This window comes from Pseudomonas sp. CCC3.1, from assembly GCF_034347405.1.
Classification (GTDB): Bacteria; Pseudomonadota; Gammaproteobacteria; order Pseudomonadales; family Pseudomonadaceae; genus Aquipseudomonas.
Genome location: NZ_CP133778.1, coordinates 3,674,762 through 3,692,337, shown reverse-complemented (window position 1 = coordinate 3,692,337; position 17,576 = coordinate 3,674,762). Strand labels below are relative to the sequence as shown.

6 protein-coding genes and 1 pseudogene are annotated in these 17,576 nt (G+C 61.4%); 4 read left to right on the top strand and 3 right to left on the bottom strand.

All coding sequences use genetic code 11. From position 1 onward, the window contains the following. Window positions 1-40: 40 nt before the first annotated feature. Window positions 41-322 (bottom strand): pyrimidine/purine nucleoside phosphorylase, encoded by a 282-nt coding sequence (locus RHM56_RS16120; protein WP_322233839.1) that lies wholly within the window; start codon window positions 320-322, stop codon window positions 41-43. A 90-nt stretch (window positions 323-412) separates the two neighbouring features. Further along, entirely contained in the window at window positions 413-955 is a 543-nt protein-coding gene (locus tag RHM56_RS16115; RefSeq protein WP_322233836.1) for an exonuclease domain-containing protein, read from the bottom strand. 212 nt (window positions 956-1,167) lie between these two features. Between RHM56_RS16115 and RHM56_RS16110 the strand changes: the two genes are divergently transcribed. Further along, complete coding sequence (locus tag RHM56_RS16110) at window positions 1,168-1,944, top strand: transporter substrate-binding domain-containing protein (RefSeq protein WP_322233834.1); 777 nt, start codon at window positions 1,168-1,170, stop codon at window positions 1,942-1,944. Window positions 1,945-2,027: 83 nt separating this feature from the next. Further along, window positions 2,028-2,642 (top strand): annotated as a pseudogene (locus RHM56_RS16105) (GNAT family N-acetyltransferase); the annotation flags it as partial. Between the two features lie 183 nt (window positions 2,643-2,825). Here RHM56_RS16105 and RHM56_RS16100 read toward each other — a convergent pair. Further along, window positions 2,826-3,374 (bottom strand): RNA polymerase factor sigma-70, encoded by a 549-nt coding sequence (locus RHM56_RS16100; protein WP_019407685.1) that lies wholly within the window; start codon window positions 3,372-3,374, stop codon window positions 2,826-2,828. A gap of 324 nt (window positions 3,375-3,698) precedes the next feature. Here RHM56_RS16100 and RHM56_RS16095 point away from each other — a divergent pair, with 324 nt between their 5' ends. Together RHM56_RS16095 and RHM56_RS16090 are read left to right on the top strand one after the other, a co-directional pair. Further along, complete coding sequence (locus RHM56_RS16095) at window positions 3,699-4,451, top strand: thioesterase II family protein (RefSeq protein ID WP_322233829.1); 753 nt, start codon at window positions 3,699-3,701, stop codon at window positions 4,449-4,451. Window positions 4,452-4,522: 71 nt separating this feature from the next. After that, window positions 4,523-17,503 carry a non-ribosomal peptide synthetase gene (locus tag RHM56_RS16090; protein ID WP_322233826.1) on the top strand — a complete coding sequence of 4,327 codons (12,981 nt, stop codon included), beginning with the start codon at window positions 4,523-4,525 and terminating at the stop codon, window positions 17,501-17,503. Window positions 17,504-17,576 lie beyond the last annotated feature (73 nt).

Here is a 17,576-nt window from a genome sequence, read left to right as displayed (position 1 = left end):
ATCGAGAGACAAGCTCGCTCCTACAGAAGAATTGACTAACTCAGCGGTACTCGCACAGGTAAGCGGTTTCAACCACGACCTTGAGCTGGAACTTGCTGTTTGCAGGGATGTTGAACTGGTCGCCAGTCTTGAACGTTTCAAATTCGCTGCTGCCCGGCAGCTTGACGTTCAGCTCGCCATACACCACGTGCATGATTTCACGCTCGGCAGTGCCGAACTCATATTCACCCGGGGCCATGACGCCAATAGTGGCTTTGCCTTCAGTTTGTGCGAAAGCAATCGACTTGACGGTACCGTCGAAGTATTCGTTGACTTTAAACATGGCGATTCCTCGGAATGGGCTAAAAAGGCTGGCCAGTATGCAGAAGCCGATTTATCCAGTCACGCCCTTTTATGACAGCTTTACGCGGCCCTAAACCTTGAAAACCAGCGGCAATAAACGCGCTGTATTGCGGGCGTCTTCCAGCGCGCGGTGTTGTTGCCCACTGAATTGCATGCCCGCCAGTTGCAGTGCGCTATTAAGACCCAGCGGGCTCTTTAGCTGGCGGACCTGAGCGAATTGCTGCTTGAGGTTCATGTGCGGCAGATCCGTCAGCGCGCTCTTCAGCTTTTTTTGCTGCCATTCCTGTTCCAGTTGTCGGCGGTCGTAATCCCCCCAACTGGCCCAGCCTTCGAGTTTTGGCAGGTGCTGGCCAAGCCAGCGCTCGAACTGTTCCCAGACCTGCACCGTTGGGCTTGCGCTATCAATATTGGCCTGGGTGATATGGGTTAACTGGCGGCAAAAAGGGGTCAGCAACGGGCGGCGTTGCGGACGGATAAAGCGCTGGAAATGATCCACCTCGCGCCCGGAACGAGTGACCACGCTGGCGCCGATTTCAATCACTTCCATTTCTGCCAGAGGCCAGCCGCCGTCATCGGTAGTGGCTTCCAAGTCAATTACCAGCCAGTGAGGCATGTGCAGCTTCCTTTAAACAACGTCGGCGTTGAAGATGCAGCGTAGCTAAAGCGCTGCAACAGGGTGCTTAATTTGTAGTGGGCCAGTTCCGCGTTTGCTTGGTAGTCTAGGCGCACTTAAATTACGGTCTTGCCTGATCTCAGGTCCTGTACCCACCAATAAGTTCCAGTCATGGGCGCCACCCGAGGTGCACAGCATTGAAGTGTTTGCCAATGTGGATGGTCCACTGTGTGTTGCTGACGCTGGGTGCTGCTGTGCTGACGCCATCGTGGGCGGCTCAGGAAGTCAGAGTCGGCGCAGCGCACTTTCCACCGTACATCGTGCGCCCTGAACGTGGTGTTGATACCGGGTTGCTGCCGCAATTGCTGAAGGCGCTCAATCAACTGCAAAGTGACTACCACTTCGCCATCGTTCCCACCTCCGTTGCTCGACGAGTACGTGACTTTGATCAGGGGCGAGTGGACATGGTGCTGTTTGAAAACCCGGACTGGGGCTGGCGAGATGTTGTCTACAGTCGCGTCGACCTTGGCCTTGAAGACGCAGAAGTATTTGTGACGAGCCGGCAACCGGGCCGTGAGCAAACCTATTTCGACACCCTGGATGGCAAGCGAATGGCCCTGTTTACGGGCTATCACTATGCGTTTGCCGGTTTTAACCCCAGCGCGAAATTCTTGACCAACACCTTCAACGCCACCCTCACGTATTCCCATCGAAGCAACTTGCAGATGGTGCTGCGGGGTCGGGTCGACATCGCGTTAATGACCCGCTCCAATCTCAGAGAAATACTCAACAACAACCCGCAGTTCGAAAACCAGGTCATGGTGTCTGAGCGTGTGGATCAGACCTATCACCATTACGCCTTCTTGCACCCGCAGGGGCCGATCCGGAGCCAGGAATTTAGCCGGCTGATGCAAATATTGCGCGACAGCGGCCAATTGGAAGCGATCTTCGCGCCTTATCACATTGAGCAGGTTGCCACGATCCCCTAAATTTCTCTTGCCGGGCAACGTCACACAGCCCATCTGTTGACGAAAATCGTGAGCCCAAGATGACCATGACCTCCCCGCACCCCCATCCGCAGCGTCCGGCCAAACCCCAAGGCGAAGTGTATCGCCGCTTCGATCCACAACTGGGTGCCTGGATTTCCTTGCGCACCCTGGACATCGACCTGGACCTTGAGCGTTTCAGCCGTTGGCAAAATACCCCGCGCGTGCTCGCTTTTTGGGACGAAGGCGGGAGCCTTGAAGAGCATCGCCACTACCTGGAAAAACTCGCAGCCGACCCGCACACCCTGACGTTGATCGGTTGCTTCGACGACCAGCCGTTTGCCTATTTCGAGGCCTACTGGGCCAAAGAAGACCGCATCGCGCCGTTTTACAACGTGGGCGACTATGACCGCGGCATCCACATGCTGGTGGGGGAAGAGGCGCATCGCGGGCCGCATAAAGTTGCCAGCTGGCTATCGGCGCTGACCCGCTACCTGTTTGAAGATGAACCGCGCACCCAGCGCGTGGTGGCTGAACCCCGTGCCGACAACGCCAAAATGATTGGCTACATGCAAGCGCAGGGTTATGAGCGGATCAAGGAATTCGACTTCCCGCACAAACGGGCGGCGTTGATGGTGCTCGACAGAGCGGGTTTGGCTGAGCGCAGCTCCCGTGGGGCCAAGGCGTACGAAAACTCGTAGCAGCTGCCGAGCCTGTGAGGCTGCGTCCGGCTGCGTAGCAGTCGTAAAATCAAGCACTGCGGTGTGTCAGTTCAACCGTGCACCCAGTGTTTGCGATCGCTTCGCAATCGGACGTAGCCTTCGGCAACTGCTACGAAATCGGCAATCTCCCACGAATGTTTCGGCTTGTATCGAGGAAGAGTCTCACCGCCGAGCAAACGTATCTGCCCGAGTCCCCGAGACTTTGCGGCAATGAATCAACGCATCGCGAATCATGAAGTTCACCAGCGTCGGTGACACCCCCAATTCCTTGGCAATGTCCTTTTGCTGAACGCCGTGCAAGCGGTACATCTCAAACGCATAGCGCGTCCGGGTGGGCAGCTCGGTCAGCGCTTCAGCGATGTTTTCCAGGGTCGAAAAATTGATGTGCGAAGTTTCCGGCGATGCGCCGTGAATCACCACATTCAAGCCTTCCTCTTCCGTGCCGGAATACTTCTGCTCCAGCGCCTGCTTGCGATAGTGATCAATCGCCAGGTTACGCACGATCTGAAACAGGTAACTCAACTGCGCCTTGAATGAAGAGGTGATCTGCGGCGCTGACTGCAAGCGGAAGAACGCATCCTGCACCACGTCTTCGGCCCGTGAGCGGCAACCGGTGATCCGCGCGGCGATTTTGACCAGGATTAATCGATTGTCGACAAAGGCCTGAAGTAAGGGTGAGTCGCACCTGCTTGTGGACATTTGTTCCGTCATGGAGATCACCTGTGGCAGTTGAAAAAGTGCAGGCCCTTACTCGGCAGTTGGCTACACAGTTGGCAACAAATTAGGATGAATGATAATGATTGTCAATTGAGAAACAGAATTAATACCGCGCCGAACAGGAGATTGCGAAGAGCCTCACATCCCGCGCGATTGACTCCAAAACGCCAGCATTGCAGCGACTAATTATTTGCTAGGGCCAACCGTTCTCAAGGGACAAAGGCTGGTGCAACAGACCGGCGATGAACGGGTTGCGAAGGAGGGCGATATGGTTGTTTGCACGTGCGCGGGCGGGGCTTCACAGCGGTGGCACCGATCATGAGTGAGGTGATCAAGCTGCGTTTGTTTTGCCTGCCTTACTCCGGCGCCAGCGCCATGGCCTACAGCCGCTGGCGCCGTTCGCTGCCCGAATGGTTGCAGGTGCGGCCGCTGGAATTGCCAGGGCGCGGCATGCGCATGGACGAGCCGTTACAACGCGAGATACGGCCATTGGCCCAGCAGTTGGCGACTGAAATCAGCACCGAACTGGACCGCCCGTACGCCTTGTTTGGCCACAGCCTGGGCGGCCTGCTGGCGTTTGAGCTGGCCCACGCCCTGCGCGAGCGCGGTCTGCCTGAGCCGCTGGCGCTGTTTGCCTCGGCCACCGCCGGTCCAGCCCGCCGAGATGTCAGTGAATACGCCGTGGCCAAAACCGACGAGCAACTGATCGAGCGCCTGCGGGAACTCAAAGGCACGGCTGAAGAGGTATTGGCCAATGCCGAACTGATGCAATTGCTGCTGCCGATCCTGCGCGCCGACTTCCTGTTATGCGGCAGTTTCAGCCATGGCCAGCGCGCGCCGTTGCCGCTGCCGATCCACGTATTTGGCGGCAAGCAAGACAGCGTGCGCGCCGAGCAACTGCTCGATTGGCAGGCCGATACCAGCAGCGCTTTCTCCCTGGACCTGTTCGAAGGCCATCACTTTTTCCTGCTCCAGCAAGAAGCCCCGCTGCTGCGTTGCCTGCGCCGCTACGCCGAAGAACATCTGGCGCGCTGGCGCAATCAACAGGCCCGACAGCTAAGCCACGGGTAAAGCGGCCCCGCGGTTTCTCGTCTCTCAAACACACCGAATTCATTGCAAGCCGACTTCAGGCAGGAAACCCCATGATGGACGCGTTCGAACTCCCTGGCACATTGGCCCAAGCCCTGCAGCAACGCGCTGCCCAGACCCCGGATCGATTGGCTTTGCGCTTTCTTGGCGATGACCAGAGCGCCAGTCAGGTCCTGACCTATCGCGATCTGGATGTGCGCGCCCGCGCCATCGCCGCGGCCTTGCAGGCCAATGCCTCGGTGGGCGACCGCGCAGTGCTTTTGTTCCCCAGCGGGCCGGATTACGTCGCCGCCTTTTTTGCCTGCCTGTACGCCGGGGTGATCGCTGTACCGGCGTATCCGCCTGAGTCGGCGCGGCGTCATCACCAAGAGCGTTTGCTGTCGATTCTGGCCGACGCCGAACCGCGCGTGTTGCTCACCAGCAGCCATGTGCGTGAGTCCTTGTTGCAGATGAGTGAACTGTCAGGCGCCGATTCGCCGCAGTTGCTGTGTGTCGACACGCTGGAACCGAGCCTCGCGCACGCTTGGCAGCCGGTGACATTGCAGGCTGACGACATCGCCTTTTTGCAGTACACCTCAGGCTCGACTGCGTTGCCCAAGGGCGTGCAAGTCACCCACGGCAACCTGGTGGCCAACGAGCTGCTGATCCGTCGCGGCTTCGGTATCGACCTCAACCCCGATGACGTCATCGTCAGTTGGCTGCCGCTGTACCACGACATGGGCCTGATCGGCGGTTTGTTGCAGCCAATCTTCAGCGGCGTGCCGTGTGTGTTGATGTCGCCCGCGTATTTTCTGACCCGCCCGCGGCGTTGGCTCGAAGCCATCAGCGAGTACGGCGGCACCATCAGTGGCGGGCCGGACTTCGCCTATCGACTGTGCAGCGAGCGGGTCAGCGACAGCGCGCTGGCGGGCCTGGACTTGAGCCGCTGGCGTGTGGCTTATTCGGGCTCAGAGCCGATCCGCCAGGACACCCTTGCACGCTTTGCCGAAAATTTTGCGGCCTGTGGTTTTAATTCCGACAGCTACTTCGCCTCCTACGGTCTGGCCGAGGCCACGTTGTTTGTCGCGGGCGGGCAGCGCGGGCAGGGCATTGCGGCCCTGTGCCTGGATGAGCGGGCGCTGGCCAACAACCGCATCGAACCGGGCGAGGGTAGCGCGGTGATGAGCTGCGGCACTCACCAGCCTGAGCACGCGGTGATGATCGTCGACCCGCAGACCCTCGACCCGTTGGCCGAAAATGGCGTCGGCGAAGTCTGGGCCAGCGGCCCGAGCATCGCCCACGGCTATTGGCGCAACCCCCAAGCCAGTGCCGAGACCTTTGTCCAGCAGCAGGGCAGCACCTGGTTGCGCACCGGCGATCTGGGCTTTGTGCGCGAAGGTCAGTTGTACATCACCGGCCGCTTGAAAGACCTGCTGATCGTGCGCGGCCACAACCTGTACCCACAAGACATCGAAAAAACCATCGAGCGCGAAGTGGAAGTGGTGCGCAAAGGCCGGGTGGCAGCGTTTGCGGTCACTGTCCAAGGCGAGGAGGGGATTGGCATTGCGGCAGAAATCAGCCGCAGCGTGCAAAAAATCATCCCGCCCGAAGCGCTGATCAACGCGATTCGCCAAGCTGTGGCCGACGCCTGTCAGCAAGCGCCGAGCGTGGTGGTGCTGCTCAATCCGGGGGCGCTGCCGAAAACGTCCAGCGGCAAACTGCAACGCTCGGCCTGTCGCAATCGCCTGGCCGATGGCAGCCTCGACAGCTATGCGCAGTTCCCGTCTGACGACAGCCCCAAGACCACGACCGACTCGGCGCAGCGTGCCAATTCGCTAGAGGCGCTGATTGCGTGGGTCTGGTGTGAACATTTGCAGGTCGAGCACGTGGCGGCGGACGACCACTTTTTCCTGTTGGGCGGCAACTCGATTTTGGCCACGCAAGTCATTGCCCGCTTGCGCGAAGAGCTGAAGCTGGAACTCAGCCTGCGCCTGTTGTTCGAGGCCCCGACCTTGAGCGCGTTTGCTGCTCGAGTCGGCGCGTTGCAACAGGATGGCGGCCTGGCCCAAGGCAGTATCGTGCGCCTGAGCCGTGAGGACGCACTGCCGCAATCATTGGCCCAAAACCGCCTATGGTTTATGTGGCAGCTTGACCCGCACAGCAGCGCCTACACGATTCCCGGCGCCTTGCGCCTGCGCGGTGAACTGAACCAGGCCGCGCTGTGCAGCAGTTTTGCGCACTTGGTCGAACGCCACGAAGCCCTGCGCACACGCTTTTACGAGCGTGATGGGCAAGCCTTGCAGCAGGTCGATGCAGCGGCTGATTTCGATCTGCAAGTCATCGACATCAGCGACTTGCCTAACGCAGAGCGTGAAGCGCGGGCGCAGCAGATCCGTGAGGATGAGGCGCGGACCTCATTTGATCTGCAAAAGGGCCCGCTGTTCTGGGTCACGCTGGTCAAGCTGGGCGACGAAGAGCATCAATTGCTGCTGACTTTGCACCACATCATCGCTGACGGCTGGTCGCTCAACCTGTTGATCGACGAGTTCTCCCGACTGTACGCCGCGGCGTGCCTGCAACAACCGCTGGCACTGGCGCCGCTGGCCCTGCAATACGCGGACTACGGCAGTTGGCAGCGCCAATGGCTGGCGCAAGGCGAGGCCAAGCGCCAACTCGATTACTGGACGCAACAGCTCGGCGACGAGCATCCGACCTTGAATCTGGCCACCGACTCCCCGCGTTCAGCGGCCCGGCAACACAGCGCTGCGCGTTACAGCCTGACACTGGATGCGTCGCTGTGCGAAGCCGTACGCCAGACGGCGCAGGCCCACGACGTCACACCCTTCATGCTGTTGCTGGCGACCTTTCAAACGCTGCTGTATCGCTACACCGGGCAGCGCGACATTCGCATCGGCGTGCCGAGTGCTAACCGCCCGCGTCAGGAAACCCACGGCCTGATCGGTTTTTTCATCAATACTCTGGTGCTGCGTGCGCAATTGGACCCACGATTGCCGTTCGCCGAGTTGCTGCAACACACCCGCAGCGCCACCCTCGATGCCCAAGGGCATCAGGACCTGCCGTTTGAACAACTGGTTGAAGCCTTGCCGCAGGCCCGCGAACACGGCCTGTTTCAAATCCTCTTCAATCATCAGCAGCGCGACCTTGACGCGTTGCGGCGTTTGCCGGGCTTGCTGGCCGAAGAGCTGGAATGGCACAGCCGCGAAGCCAAGTTTGATTTGCAACTGCACAGTGAAGAAGACCGACAGGGCCGCCTGAAACTGTCCTTCGACTATGCCGCTGAACTGTTTGATGCCCGCACCATTGCGCAACTGGCCGAGCACTTTGTCAGCCTGCTGGGGCAAGTGTGCACCGATGCCCGCACGGCGTTGGCCGACCTGAATCTGCTCAACCCGACACAACAACTTGAGCAGCAACACTGGAGCGCCGCGCCGTGCGCGCCTGCCGAATACGGGTTGCCGCAACTGCTTGAACAGCAGGCGCAACAAACCCCTGATCACCTCGCGTTACTTTGGGACGGCGGCAGCCTCGACTTCGCCAGTCTGCATGCCCACGCCAACCGGTTGGCCCATTACCTGCGTGACAAAGGCGTCGGCCCGGATGTGCCGGTGGCCATTGCCGCTGAACGTTCGCCGCACCTGTTGATCGGCCTGTTGGCGATTCTCAAGGCCGGTGGCGCCTACGTGCCATTGGACCCGGATTACCCGCCAGAGCGTCTGGCCTACATGCTGCAAGACTGCGGAGCGGCCTTGCTGCTGAGCCAAAGCCATGTGTTGCAGCACTTGCCGAGCGTGGAGGCGGTCAGCGTCATCGCCATGGACTGCCTCAAACTCGACAACTGGCCTAGCCACGCGCCGGGCTTGCAGGTGCATGGCGACAACCTGGCCTACGTGATTTACACCTCGGGTTCGACCGGCCAGCCCAAAGGCGTCGGCAACACCCACGCGGCCCTCAGTGAACGCTTGCAGTGGATGCAAGCCACGTACGCACTGGATGCCAGCGACGTGCTGATGCAAAAAGCCCCGATCAGCTTCGACGTATCGGTGTGGGAATGTTTCTGGCCATTGATCACCGGCTGCCGTCTGGTGCTGGCCGGGCCGGGCGAGCATCGCGACCCGCAGCGCATCGCACAGTTGGTGCAGCAATTTGGGGTGACGACCTTGCACTTTGTGCCGCCGCTACTGCGCTTGTTTGTCGATGAGCCGCAGGCTGCGCAGTGCCGTTCATTGCGCCGGGTATTCAGTGGGGGCGAAGCCTTGCCCGCTGACCTGCGCAACCGGGTGCTGCAACAGTTGCCCCACGTGCAACTGCACAACCGTTATGGGCCGACCGAAACCACGATCAACGTCACTCACTGGCACTGTCGCGCAGAAGATGGCGAGCGCTCACCGATTGGCCGACCACTGGGCAATGTGCTGTGCCGGGTGCTCGACAGCGAGCTGAACCCGCTGCCCGCCGGGGTGCCGGGTGAGTTGTGCATTGGCGGCATGGGGTTGGCGCGGGGGTATCTCCAACGTCCGGGGCTGACCGCTGAACGCTTTATTGCCGACCCGCTGGGCGAGCCGGGTGCACGTCTGTATCGCACGGGCGATCAGGTGCGCTGGAGCCATGAGGGCGTGCTCGAATACCTCGGGCGCCTCGATCAACAAGTCAAACTGCGCGGTTTTCGCGTCGAGCCGCAAGAGATCGAAGCGCGCTTGCTGGCCCAGCCCGACGTGGCGCAGGCCGCGGTGCTGATACGCGACACGCTGGCCGGACCACAACTGATCGGCTACTACACTGCGCTGGACGGCGACTTGCCTGACACCGAGCACAGCGCCCAGCTCAAGGCGGCGCTGGCGGCTGAACTGCCGGAGTACATGGTGCCAGCGCAATTGCTGCGCCTCGACGCCATGCCATTGAGCCCGAGCGGCAAACTGGATCGTCGGGCCTTGCCGGAGCCGGTGTGGCAGGTGCGTGAACACGTTGAGCCGCACACCGCGCTGCAACAGCAAATCGCCGCGATCTGGCGTGAAGTGCTGGGGCACACCCACATTGGTCTGCGTGATGACTTCTTCGCCTTGGGCGGGCATTCGTTGCTGGCCACGCAAATCGTCTCCCGCGTGCGTCAGGCCTGCGACGTCGAACTGCCTTTGCGGGTGTTGTTCGAAGCCAGTGAACTGGGGGCGTTCGCCGAGCAGGTTGAGCGACTCCAGGCCGCCGGCCAGTGCAACACCCAACGGCCGATTTTGCCCGCCGACCGCAGCCAGCCGGTGCCGCTGTCGTATTCCCAGCAGCGCATGTGGTTCCTTTGGCACATGGAGCCAAACAGTCCGGCTTACAACGTCGGCGGCATGGCGCGCCTCACCGGGCGACTGGACGTCGAGCGTTTCGAGGCGGCCTTGCACGCCTTGATCCAGCGCCACGAAACCCTGCGCACCACGTTCCCCAGCGTCAACGGCGTGGCCTGCCAGCAGGTGCAGCGCGACACCGGGCTGAACATGGGCTGGCTCGACCTCAGCCAACTGGACCCAGCAAGCCGTCAACAGCGTTTGCAGGCGCTGGCCGACAGTGAAGCGCATCAGCCATTTGATCTGGAACACGGGCCGTTGCTGCGTGCGCATATGGTCAAGGCCGCCGAGCGTGAACACTACTTTGTGCTCACCCTGCACCACATCGTCACCGAAGGCTGGGCGATGGATATTTTTGCCCGCGAACTGGGCGAATTGTACGAAGCGTTTCTCGACGACCGGGCCTCGCCGCTGGCACCGCTGGCCGTGCATTACCTGGACTACAGCGTGTGGCAACGCCAGTGGCTGGCGTCGGGCGAGCGTCAGCGCCAACTCGATTACTGGGTGACCAAACTGGGCACCGAACACCCGTTGCTGGAGCTGCCCAGCGACCGGCCACGGCCACCGGTGCAAAGCCATAAGGGTGAGTTGTACCGTTTTGACCTGAGCGACGACCTTGCGGCGCGGGTGCGGGCGTTCAATGCCGAGCACGGCCTGACCCTGTTCATGACCATGACCGCCACCCTCGCGGTGCTGCTCTACCGCTACAGCGGCCAGACCGACGTGCGCATTGGCGCGCCGGTGGCCAACCGCATCCGCCCCGAAAGCGAAGGGCTGATCGGTGCTTTCCTCAACACCCAAGTGCTGCGCTGTGAACTGGACGGGCACCTGCGCGTCGATGAACTGCTGGAGCAGGTGCGCCAGACCGTGATCGAAGGCCAGTCACATCAGGACTTGCCGTTCGACCACGTGGTCGAAGCCCTGCAACCCCCGCGCAGCGCCGCTTACAACCCGCTGTTTCAGGTGATGTGCAACGTGCAGCGCTGGGAGTTCCAGCAACGCCGTCAGTTGGCGGGCATGACGGTCGAGTTTTTGGCCAACGATGCACGGGCCACCAAGTTCGACCTCAATCTGGAAGTCACCGACCTGGACCATCGTTTGAGTTGCTGCCTGACCTACAGCACTGACCTGTTCGACGAGCCGCGCATTGCCAAAATGGCCGAACACTGGCGCAACCTGCTGGCGGCGTTGCTGGCCGACCCGCACCAACGCCTGAGCGACTTGCCGCTGCTGAGCGTTGATGAGCAACAATGCTTGCTCGATGGACTGGCCCCCGCAGCCGGTGAACAGCGTCTTGATCAGTGCGTTCACCCGTTGTTTGCCGAACAGGCACGGGTGCGCCCGCAGGCCATCGCGCTGACCTTCGCCGGGCAACACCTGAGCTACAGCGAACTCGACGGCCGCGCCAATCAACTGGCCTGGCGGCTGCGTGAACTCGGGGTCGGCCCGCAGGTGCGGGTCGGTTTGGCGCTGGAGCGCTCGCCGGAAATGGTCATCGGCCTGCTGGCGATTCTCAAGGCGGGCGGCGCCTACGTGCCGCTCGACCCGGAATATCCGCTGGAGCGCCTGCATTACATGATCGAAGACAGTGGCATTGGCCTGCTGTTGAGCCAGCGCAGCTTATTAGATGCACTGGGCGAACTGCCCGCAGGCGTGGTGCGCTGGTGTGTCGAAGAACACGGCCCGGAGTTGGCCGCGTACCCCGCCAGTGAGTTGCCGTTTATCAGCGACCCGCAGCATCAGGCGTACCTGATTTACACCTCTGGCTCCACCGGCCAACCCAAAGGCGTGGGGGTGGCCCACGGCGAAATCGCCATGCATTGCCGCGCTGTGATCGAGCGTTTTGACATGCGCGCCGATGACTGCGAACTGCATTTCTATTCGATCAATTTCGACGCCGCCACCGAACGTTTGCTGGTGCCGTTGCTGTGCGGCGCCCGGCTGGTATTGAGGGCGCAAGGGCAATGGGGCGCCGAAGAAATCTGCCAGCTGATTCGTGAGCAGCAGGTCACTGTTCTGGGGTTTACCCCCAGCTACGGCAGCCAGTTGGCGCAGTGGCTGGCCACCCGTGAGCAAACATTACCGGTGCGCATGTGCATCACGGGCGGCGAAGCGCTGACCGGCGAATACCTGCAACGGATTCGTGTGGCGTTTCAACCAGACCTTTTTTTCAACGCGTACGGCCCGACCGAAACCGTGGTCATGCCGCTGGCCAGCCTGGCCCCGCAACAGCTGGAAGACGGCGCCGCCAGCGTGCCCATCGGCCAGATCATCGGCGCGCGGGTGGCGTATATCCTCGACGCCGACCTGGCGCTGGTGCCGCAAGGAGCGACCGGTGAACTGTATGTGGGCGGAGCAGGCCTGGCCCAGGGTTACCACCAGCGCGCCGGGCTGACCGCTGAACGCTTTGTCGCGGACCCGTTTACGCACACGGGTGGGCGTTTGTACCGCACCGGCGATCGGGTGCGCCAGCGCAGCGATGGTCTGGTCGAGTACGTGGGGCGCATCGACCATCAGGTCAAAATTCGTGGTTTTCGCATCGAACTGGGCGAAATTGAAGCCCATTTGTTGCAACACCCTGCCGTGCGTGAAGCGGTGGTGCTGGCGTTGGACATGCCGGGGGGCAAGCAATTGGCGGCCTGGCTGGTGTGTGATGAACAGCCTGAACCGGCGCAACTGCGCGAAGCGCTCAAGGCCCAGCTCAAGGCGCAACTGCCGGATTACATGGTGCCCGCGCACCTGATGCTGCTGGCCAGCATGCCGCTGACCGCCAACGGAAAACTGGACCGCCGCGCCTTGCCTGCGCCAGACCCGGAGCTGAACCGCCAACAGTACGTGGCCCCGAGCAATGCGCTGGAACTCAGTCTGGCGAGCGTCTGGTGCGAAGTGCTGAACCTGAAACAGGTGGGGCTTAACGATAACTTCTTCGAATTGGGCGGCGACTCGATCCTGTCGATCCAGGTGGTCAGCCGCGCCCGGCAACTGGGCATCCACTTTAGCCCCCGCGACCTGTTCCAGCATCAAACGGTGCAGGCATTGGCGAGCGTGGCGACCCTGACCGAACAGCCGTCGGCCGAGCAAGGTCTGCTCAGCGGTGAGTCGGCACTGACGCCGATTCAGCAGTGGTTCTTTGACACCGAGATACCTCAACGCGGGCACTGGAACCAGTCGTTGCTGTTGCAACCCACCGTTCAGCTTGACCCTGCGCAACTGGAGCAAGCGCTAGCGGCCTTGCTGGCGCATCACGACGCCCTGCGCCTGAGCTTCCAGCAACAGGCCGGGCAATGGCGCGCGCATTACGCCAGCGCCGTCGACCAGCCGCTGCTGTGGCGAGCTTCAGTACCGGACATGCAGCACTGTGAAGCGCTGTTTAGCGAGGCCCAGCGCAGCCTCGACGTGCAAGCCGGGCCGCTGTTGCGTGCGGTCTTGGTCGAGGGGCCGCAAGGTGAACAGCGCTTGTTGCTGGTGATCCATCACCTGGCGGTCGATGGCGTGTCGTGGCGCGTGTTGCTTGAAGACCTGCAAACCTTGTATCGCCAGCAACCACTGCCCGCTAAAACCAGCGCCTTCAGGGCCTGGGCCAGCCGCCTGCAGTCGTATGCGGGGAGTGATTCGCTGCGCGAAGAACTGAACCTGTGGCAGCAGCAACTCAAGGGCCTCAACGCCGAGTTGCCGTGTGCCAACCCGCAGGGCGGACGGCAAAACCTGCACGCGCATACCCTCAGCGTGCGCCTCGACACGCTGCGCACCCGCCAACTGTTGCAGCAGGCGCCGAGCGCCTATCGCACCCAGATCAACGACCTGCTGCTCACCGCGTTAGCGCGGGTCATTTGTCGCTGGACCGGCCAGCCGTCGACCTTGGTGCAACTGGAAGGTCATGGCCGTGAAACCCTGTTCGACGACATCGACCTGAGCCGCACCGTGGGCTGGTTCACCAGCGCCTACCCGCTGCGCCTGACCCCGCACACTGCAGACGGGCCGGGCCACTCGATCAAGGCCATCAAAGAACAACTGCGCCACGTGCCGCACAAAGGTCTGGGCTACGGCGTGCTGCGCTACCTGACTGACCCGGCCACACAGCAAACCCTGGCCGCGCTGCCTGATGCGCCGATCACCTTCAACTACCTTGGCCAGTTCGATCAGAGCTTTGCCAGCGATGCCTTGTTCCGCCCGCTGGACGCGCCGACCGGCGCCGCCCACGACCCACACGCGCCATTGCCCAACGAGCTGAGTATCGACAGTCAGGTTTACGGCGGCGAATTGCTGCTGCGCTGGACGTTCAGCGCCGAGCGTTATCAGCCGCAGACCATTGAAGCGCTGGCTCACGACTACCTGGCCGAGTTGCAAAACTTGATCGCCCATTGCTTGAGCACCGACGCGGGTGGACTGACTCCCTCGGACTTCCCGCTGGCCAGGCTCAATCAGGTGCAACTCGACAGCTTGCCGGTGGCGGCCGGGTTGATTGAAGACGTGTACCCCATGACCCCGATGCAAGAGGGCATGCTGTTGCACACCTTGCTTGAACCCGGCACCGGGCTGTACTACATGCAGGACCGCTACCGCATCAACAGCGCCCTCGACCCGCAGCGTTTTGCCCACGCCTGGCAGGCCGTGGTGGCGCGGCATGAAGCCTTGCGTGCGTCGTTTTGCTGGAACGCGGGCGAAGGCATGCTGCAAATCATCCATCGCCCAGGGACTGCCGACATTGACTACCAGGATTGGAGTTGCGAGCCCGAAACGGGGCACGAAGAGCGTTTGCAGGCGTTGCTCAAACGCGAGCGCGAAGCCGGTTTTGATCTGCTCAATCAGGCGCCGTTTCACCTGCGGCTGATTCGTCTGGGGCAAGCGCGCTATTGGTTCATGATGAGCAACCATCACATCCTGATTGATGCGTGGTGCCGTTCGTTGCTGATGAGCGACTTCTTTGAAATCTACAGCGCATTGGGCGAAAACCGTGCGCCGCAACTGGCCACGGCGCCGCGCTATCGCGAGTACATCGGTTGGTTGCAACAGCAAGACTTGCAGCAGGCCAACCACTGGTGGCAACGCAACCTGCAAGGGTTTGAACAGACCACTCATATCCCCAGTGACCGGCCTTTCTTGCGCGAACATGCGGGCGAAAGCGGCGGCATGCTGGTCGGCGATTGCTACACCCGGCTTGAGGTCAGCGACGGCGTGCGTCTGCGCGAACTGGCGCAGCAACACCAACTGACCATCAACACCTTTGCCCAGGCGGCCTGGGCGCTGGTGTTGCGTCGTTTCAGCGGCGAGCGTGACGTGGTGTTTGGCGTCACCGTGGCCGGGCGCCCGGTGCACATGCCGCAGATGCAACAGACCGTCGGGCTGTTTATCAACAGTGTGGCACTGCGGGTGCGGATGCCTGACGACGACCAGCCGCTGAGCGTACGGCAATGGCTGAGTGCCTTGCTGGAACACAACATGGAACTGCGCGAGTACGAATACGTGCCGCTGGTGACTATTCAGGAGCGCAGCGAACTGCCTAAAGGCCAGCCGCTGTTTGACAGCCTGTTTGTGTTCGAAAACGCCCCGGTGGATATGTCGGTACTGGATCGTGCACAGAGCCTGAACGCGACCTCGGACTCGGGCCGCACCCACACCAACTTCCCGCTGACCGCCGTGTGCTACCCCGGCGATGACCTGGGCTTGCACCTGTCTTACGATCAACGCTTCTTTGATCGCAGCAGCGTCGAACGCCTGTTGAGTGAATTCAAGCGCTTGCTGCTGGCCTTGATGGATGGCCTGCATGGCGACATAACCGAGCTGCCATTGCTGGGTGAAGCCGAACAGCAATTTCTGATCGAGGGGTGTAACCAGAGCCTGCGTGCGTACCCGTTGCAGCACAGCTATGCCGAACTGTTTGAGGCGCAGGTGGCGGCGCATCCGCAGCGCATCGTGGCCCGTTGCCTGGATCAACACTGGAGCTACAACGAACTCAACCAGCGCAGCAACCGTTTGGGCCACGCATTGATTGGCGCGGGTGTGCGGGCTGATCAGCCGGTGGCCCTGCTGGCTGAGCGCGGATTGGACTTGCTGGGCATGATCATCGGCAGCTTCAAGGCCGGGGCGGGCTACTTGCCGCTGGACCCGGCGCTGCCGGGCTCACGCCTGAGCCGCATCCTGGAACTGAGCCGCGCGCCGTTGCTGGTGTGCACCCACGCTTATCGCGAGCAGGCCGAGGCCTTGCTCGACGAATCGGGTTGCGCCGTGCGCCCGCGTTTACTGGTGTGGGAAGACGTACAGGCGGGCAGGTTGGGTGAACACAACCCGCAGGTCTATAGCCAGCCGGACAACCTGGCCTACGTGATTTACACCTCGGGCTCCACCGGGCTGCCCAAAGGGGTGATGGTCGAACAGCGTGGCATGCTCAATAACCAACTGAGTAAAGTGCCGTATCTGCAATTGAGTGAGCACGACGTCATCGCGCAGACCGCGTCCCAGAGCTTTGACATTTCGGTGTGGCAATTCCTCGCTGCGCCGCTGTTTGGCGCGCGGGTCGACATCGTCCCCAACGCCATCGCCCATGACCCGCAGGCCTTGCTGGCGCAGGTCAACGCCCATGGCATCAGCGTGCTCGAAAGTGTGCCGTCGCTGATTCAAGGCATGCTGGCCGTCGAGCGGATTCAACTCGATAGCTTGCGCTGGATGCTCCCGACTGGCGAAGCCATGCCGCCTGAACTGGCGCAGCAATGGTTGCAGCGCTATCCCGAGATCGGACTGGTGAATGCCTACGGCCCGGCCGAGTGCTCGGATGATGTGGCGTTCTTCCGCGTCGACCAGGCATCGACCCAGGGCAGCTACTTGCCGATCGGAACCCCGACCGACAACAACCGCTTGTACCTGCTCGATGACGCGCTGCAACTGGTGCCGCTGGGCGCAGTGGGTGAGCTGTGTGTGGCGGGCACTGGCGTTGGCCGCGGCTACGTCAGCGACCCGCTGCGCACCGCCACCGCTTTTGTACCCCACCCGTTTGGAGCACCGGGCGAACGCTTGTACCGCACTGGCGACCTGGCGCGCAGGCGTATGGACGGGGTGCTGGAATACGTCGGGCGCATCGACCATCAAGTGAAAATTCGCGGCTACCGGATCGAACTGGGAGAAATCGAAGCGCGTCTGCACGAACAGCCGGAACTGCGCGATGCAGCGGTCAGCGTGCAGGAAGGCCTGAACGGCAAATACCTGGTGGGGTATCTGGTGGCGTCACAATCGGCCCTCAATCCAAATGAGCGACTGGATCGGATCAAGCAGCGCTTGCGCAGCGAATTGCCGGAATACATGGTGCCACTGCATTGGCTGTGGCTGGAAAGGCTGCCGCTCAACGCCAACGGAAAACTCGACCGCAAGGCATTGCCCGAGGTGGAAATCGGCCAGTTGCAGCGCGACGACTACCTGGCACCGCGCACGGAACTGGAACAGACCTTGGCCCACATCTGGGCGCAAGTACTGAACGTGGAGCAGGTAGGGGTGAACGACAACTTCTTTGAGTTGGGCGGGCATTCATTGCTGGCGACACAAATTGCTTCACGGGTGCAGAAAGTGCTGCAACGCAATGTACCGCTGCGGGCGATGTTCGAATGCAGTTGCGTGGCCGAGTTGGCGGTGTATATCGAAGGGCTGGAAAGCAGCGAAATCAACGAGGAGAAAGTTGATCGGTTGAATGATTTGATGGCCGAGCTGGAAGGGTTGTGATGCTTTTAAAGCCTCTCTCGCCAAGGGCACAGGTACTACTCTCTGACACAGCGCAGTCATCCTTTGTGGGAGC

Bases quoted from the DNA above. Each gene is read 5' to 3' on its own strand.
- RHM56_RS16120 (WP_322233839.1), bottom strand. From the start codon at position 322: ATGTTTAAAGTCAACGAATACTTCGACGGTACCGTCAAGTCGATTGCT.
- RHM56_RS16095 (WP_322233829.1), top strand. From the start codon at position 3,699: ATGAGTGAGGTGATCAAGCTGCGTTTGTTTTGCCTGCCTTACTCCGGC.
- RHM56_RS16090 (WP_322233826.1), top strand. From the start codon at position 4,523: ATGATGGACGCGTTCGAACTCCCTGGCACATTGGCCCAAGCCCTGCAG.
- RHM56_RS16115 (WP_322233836.1), bottom strand. From the start codon at position 955: ATGCCTCACTGGCTGGTAATTGACTTGGAAGCCACTACCGATGACGGC.
- RHM56_RS16100 (WP_019407685.1), bottom strand. From the start codon at position 3,374: ATGACGGAACAAATGTCCACAAGCAGGTGCGACTCACCCTTACTTCAG.
- RHM56_RS16110 (WP_322233834.1), top strand. From the start codon at position 1,168: ATGTGGATGGTCCACTGTGTGTTGCTGACGCTGGGTGCTGCTGTGCTG.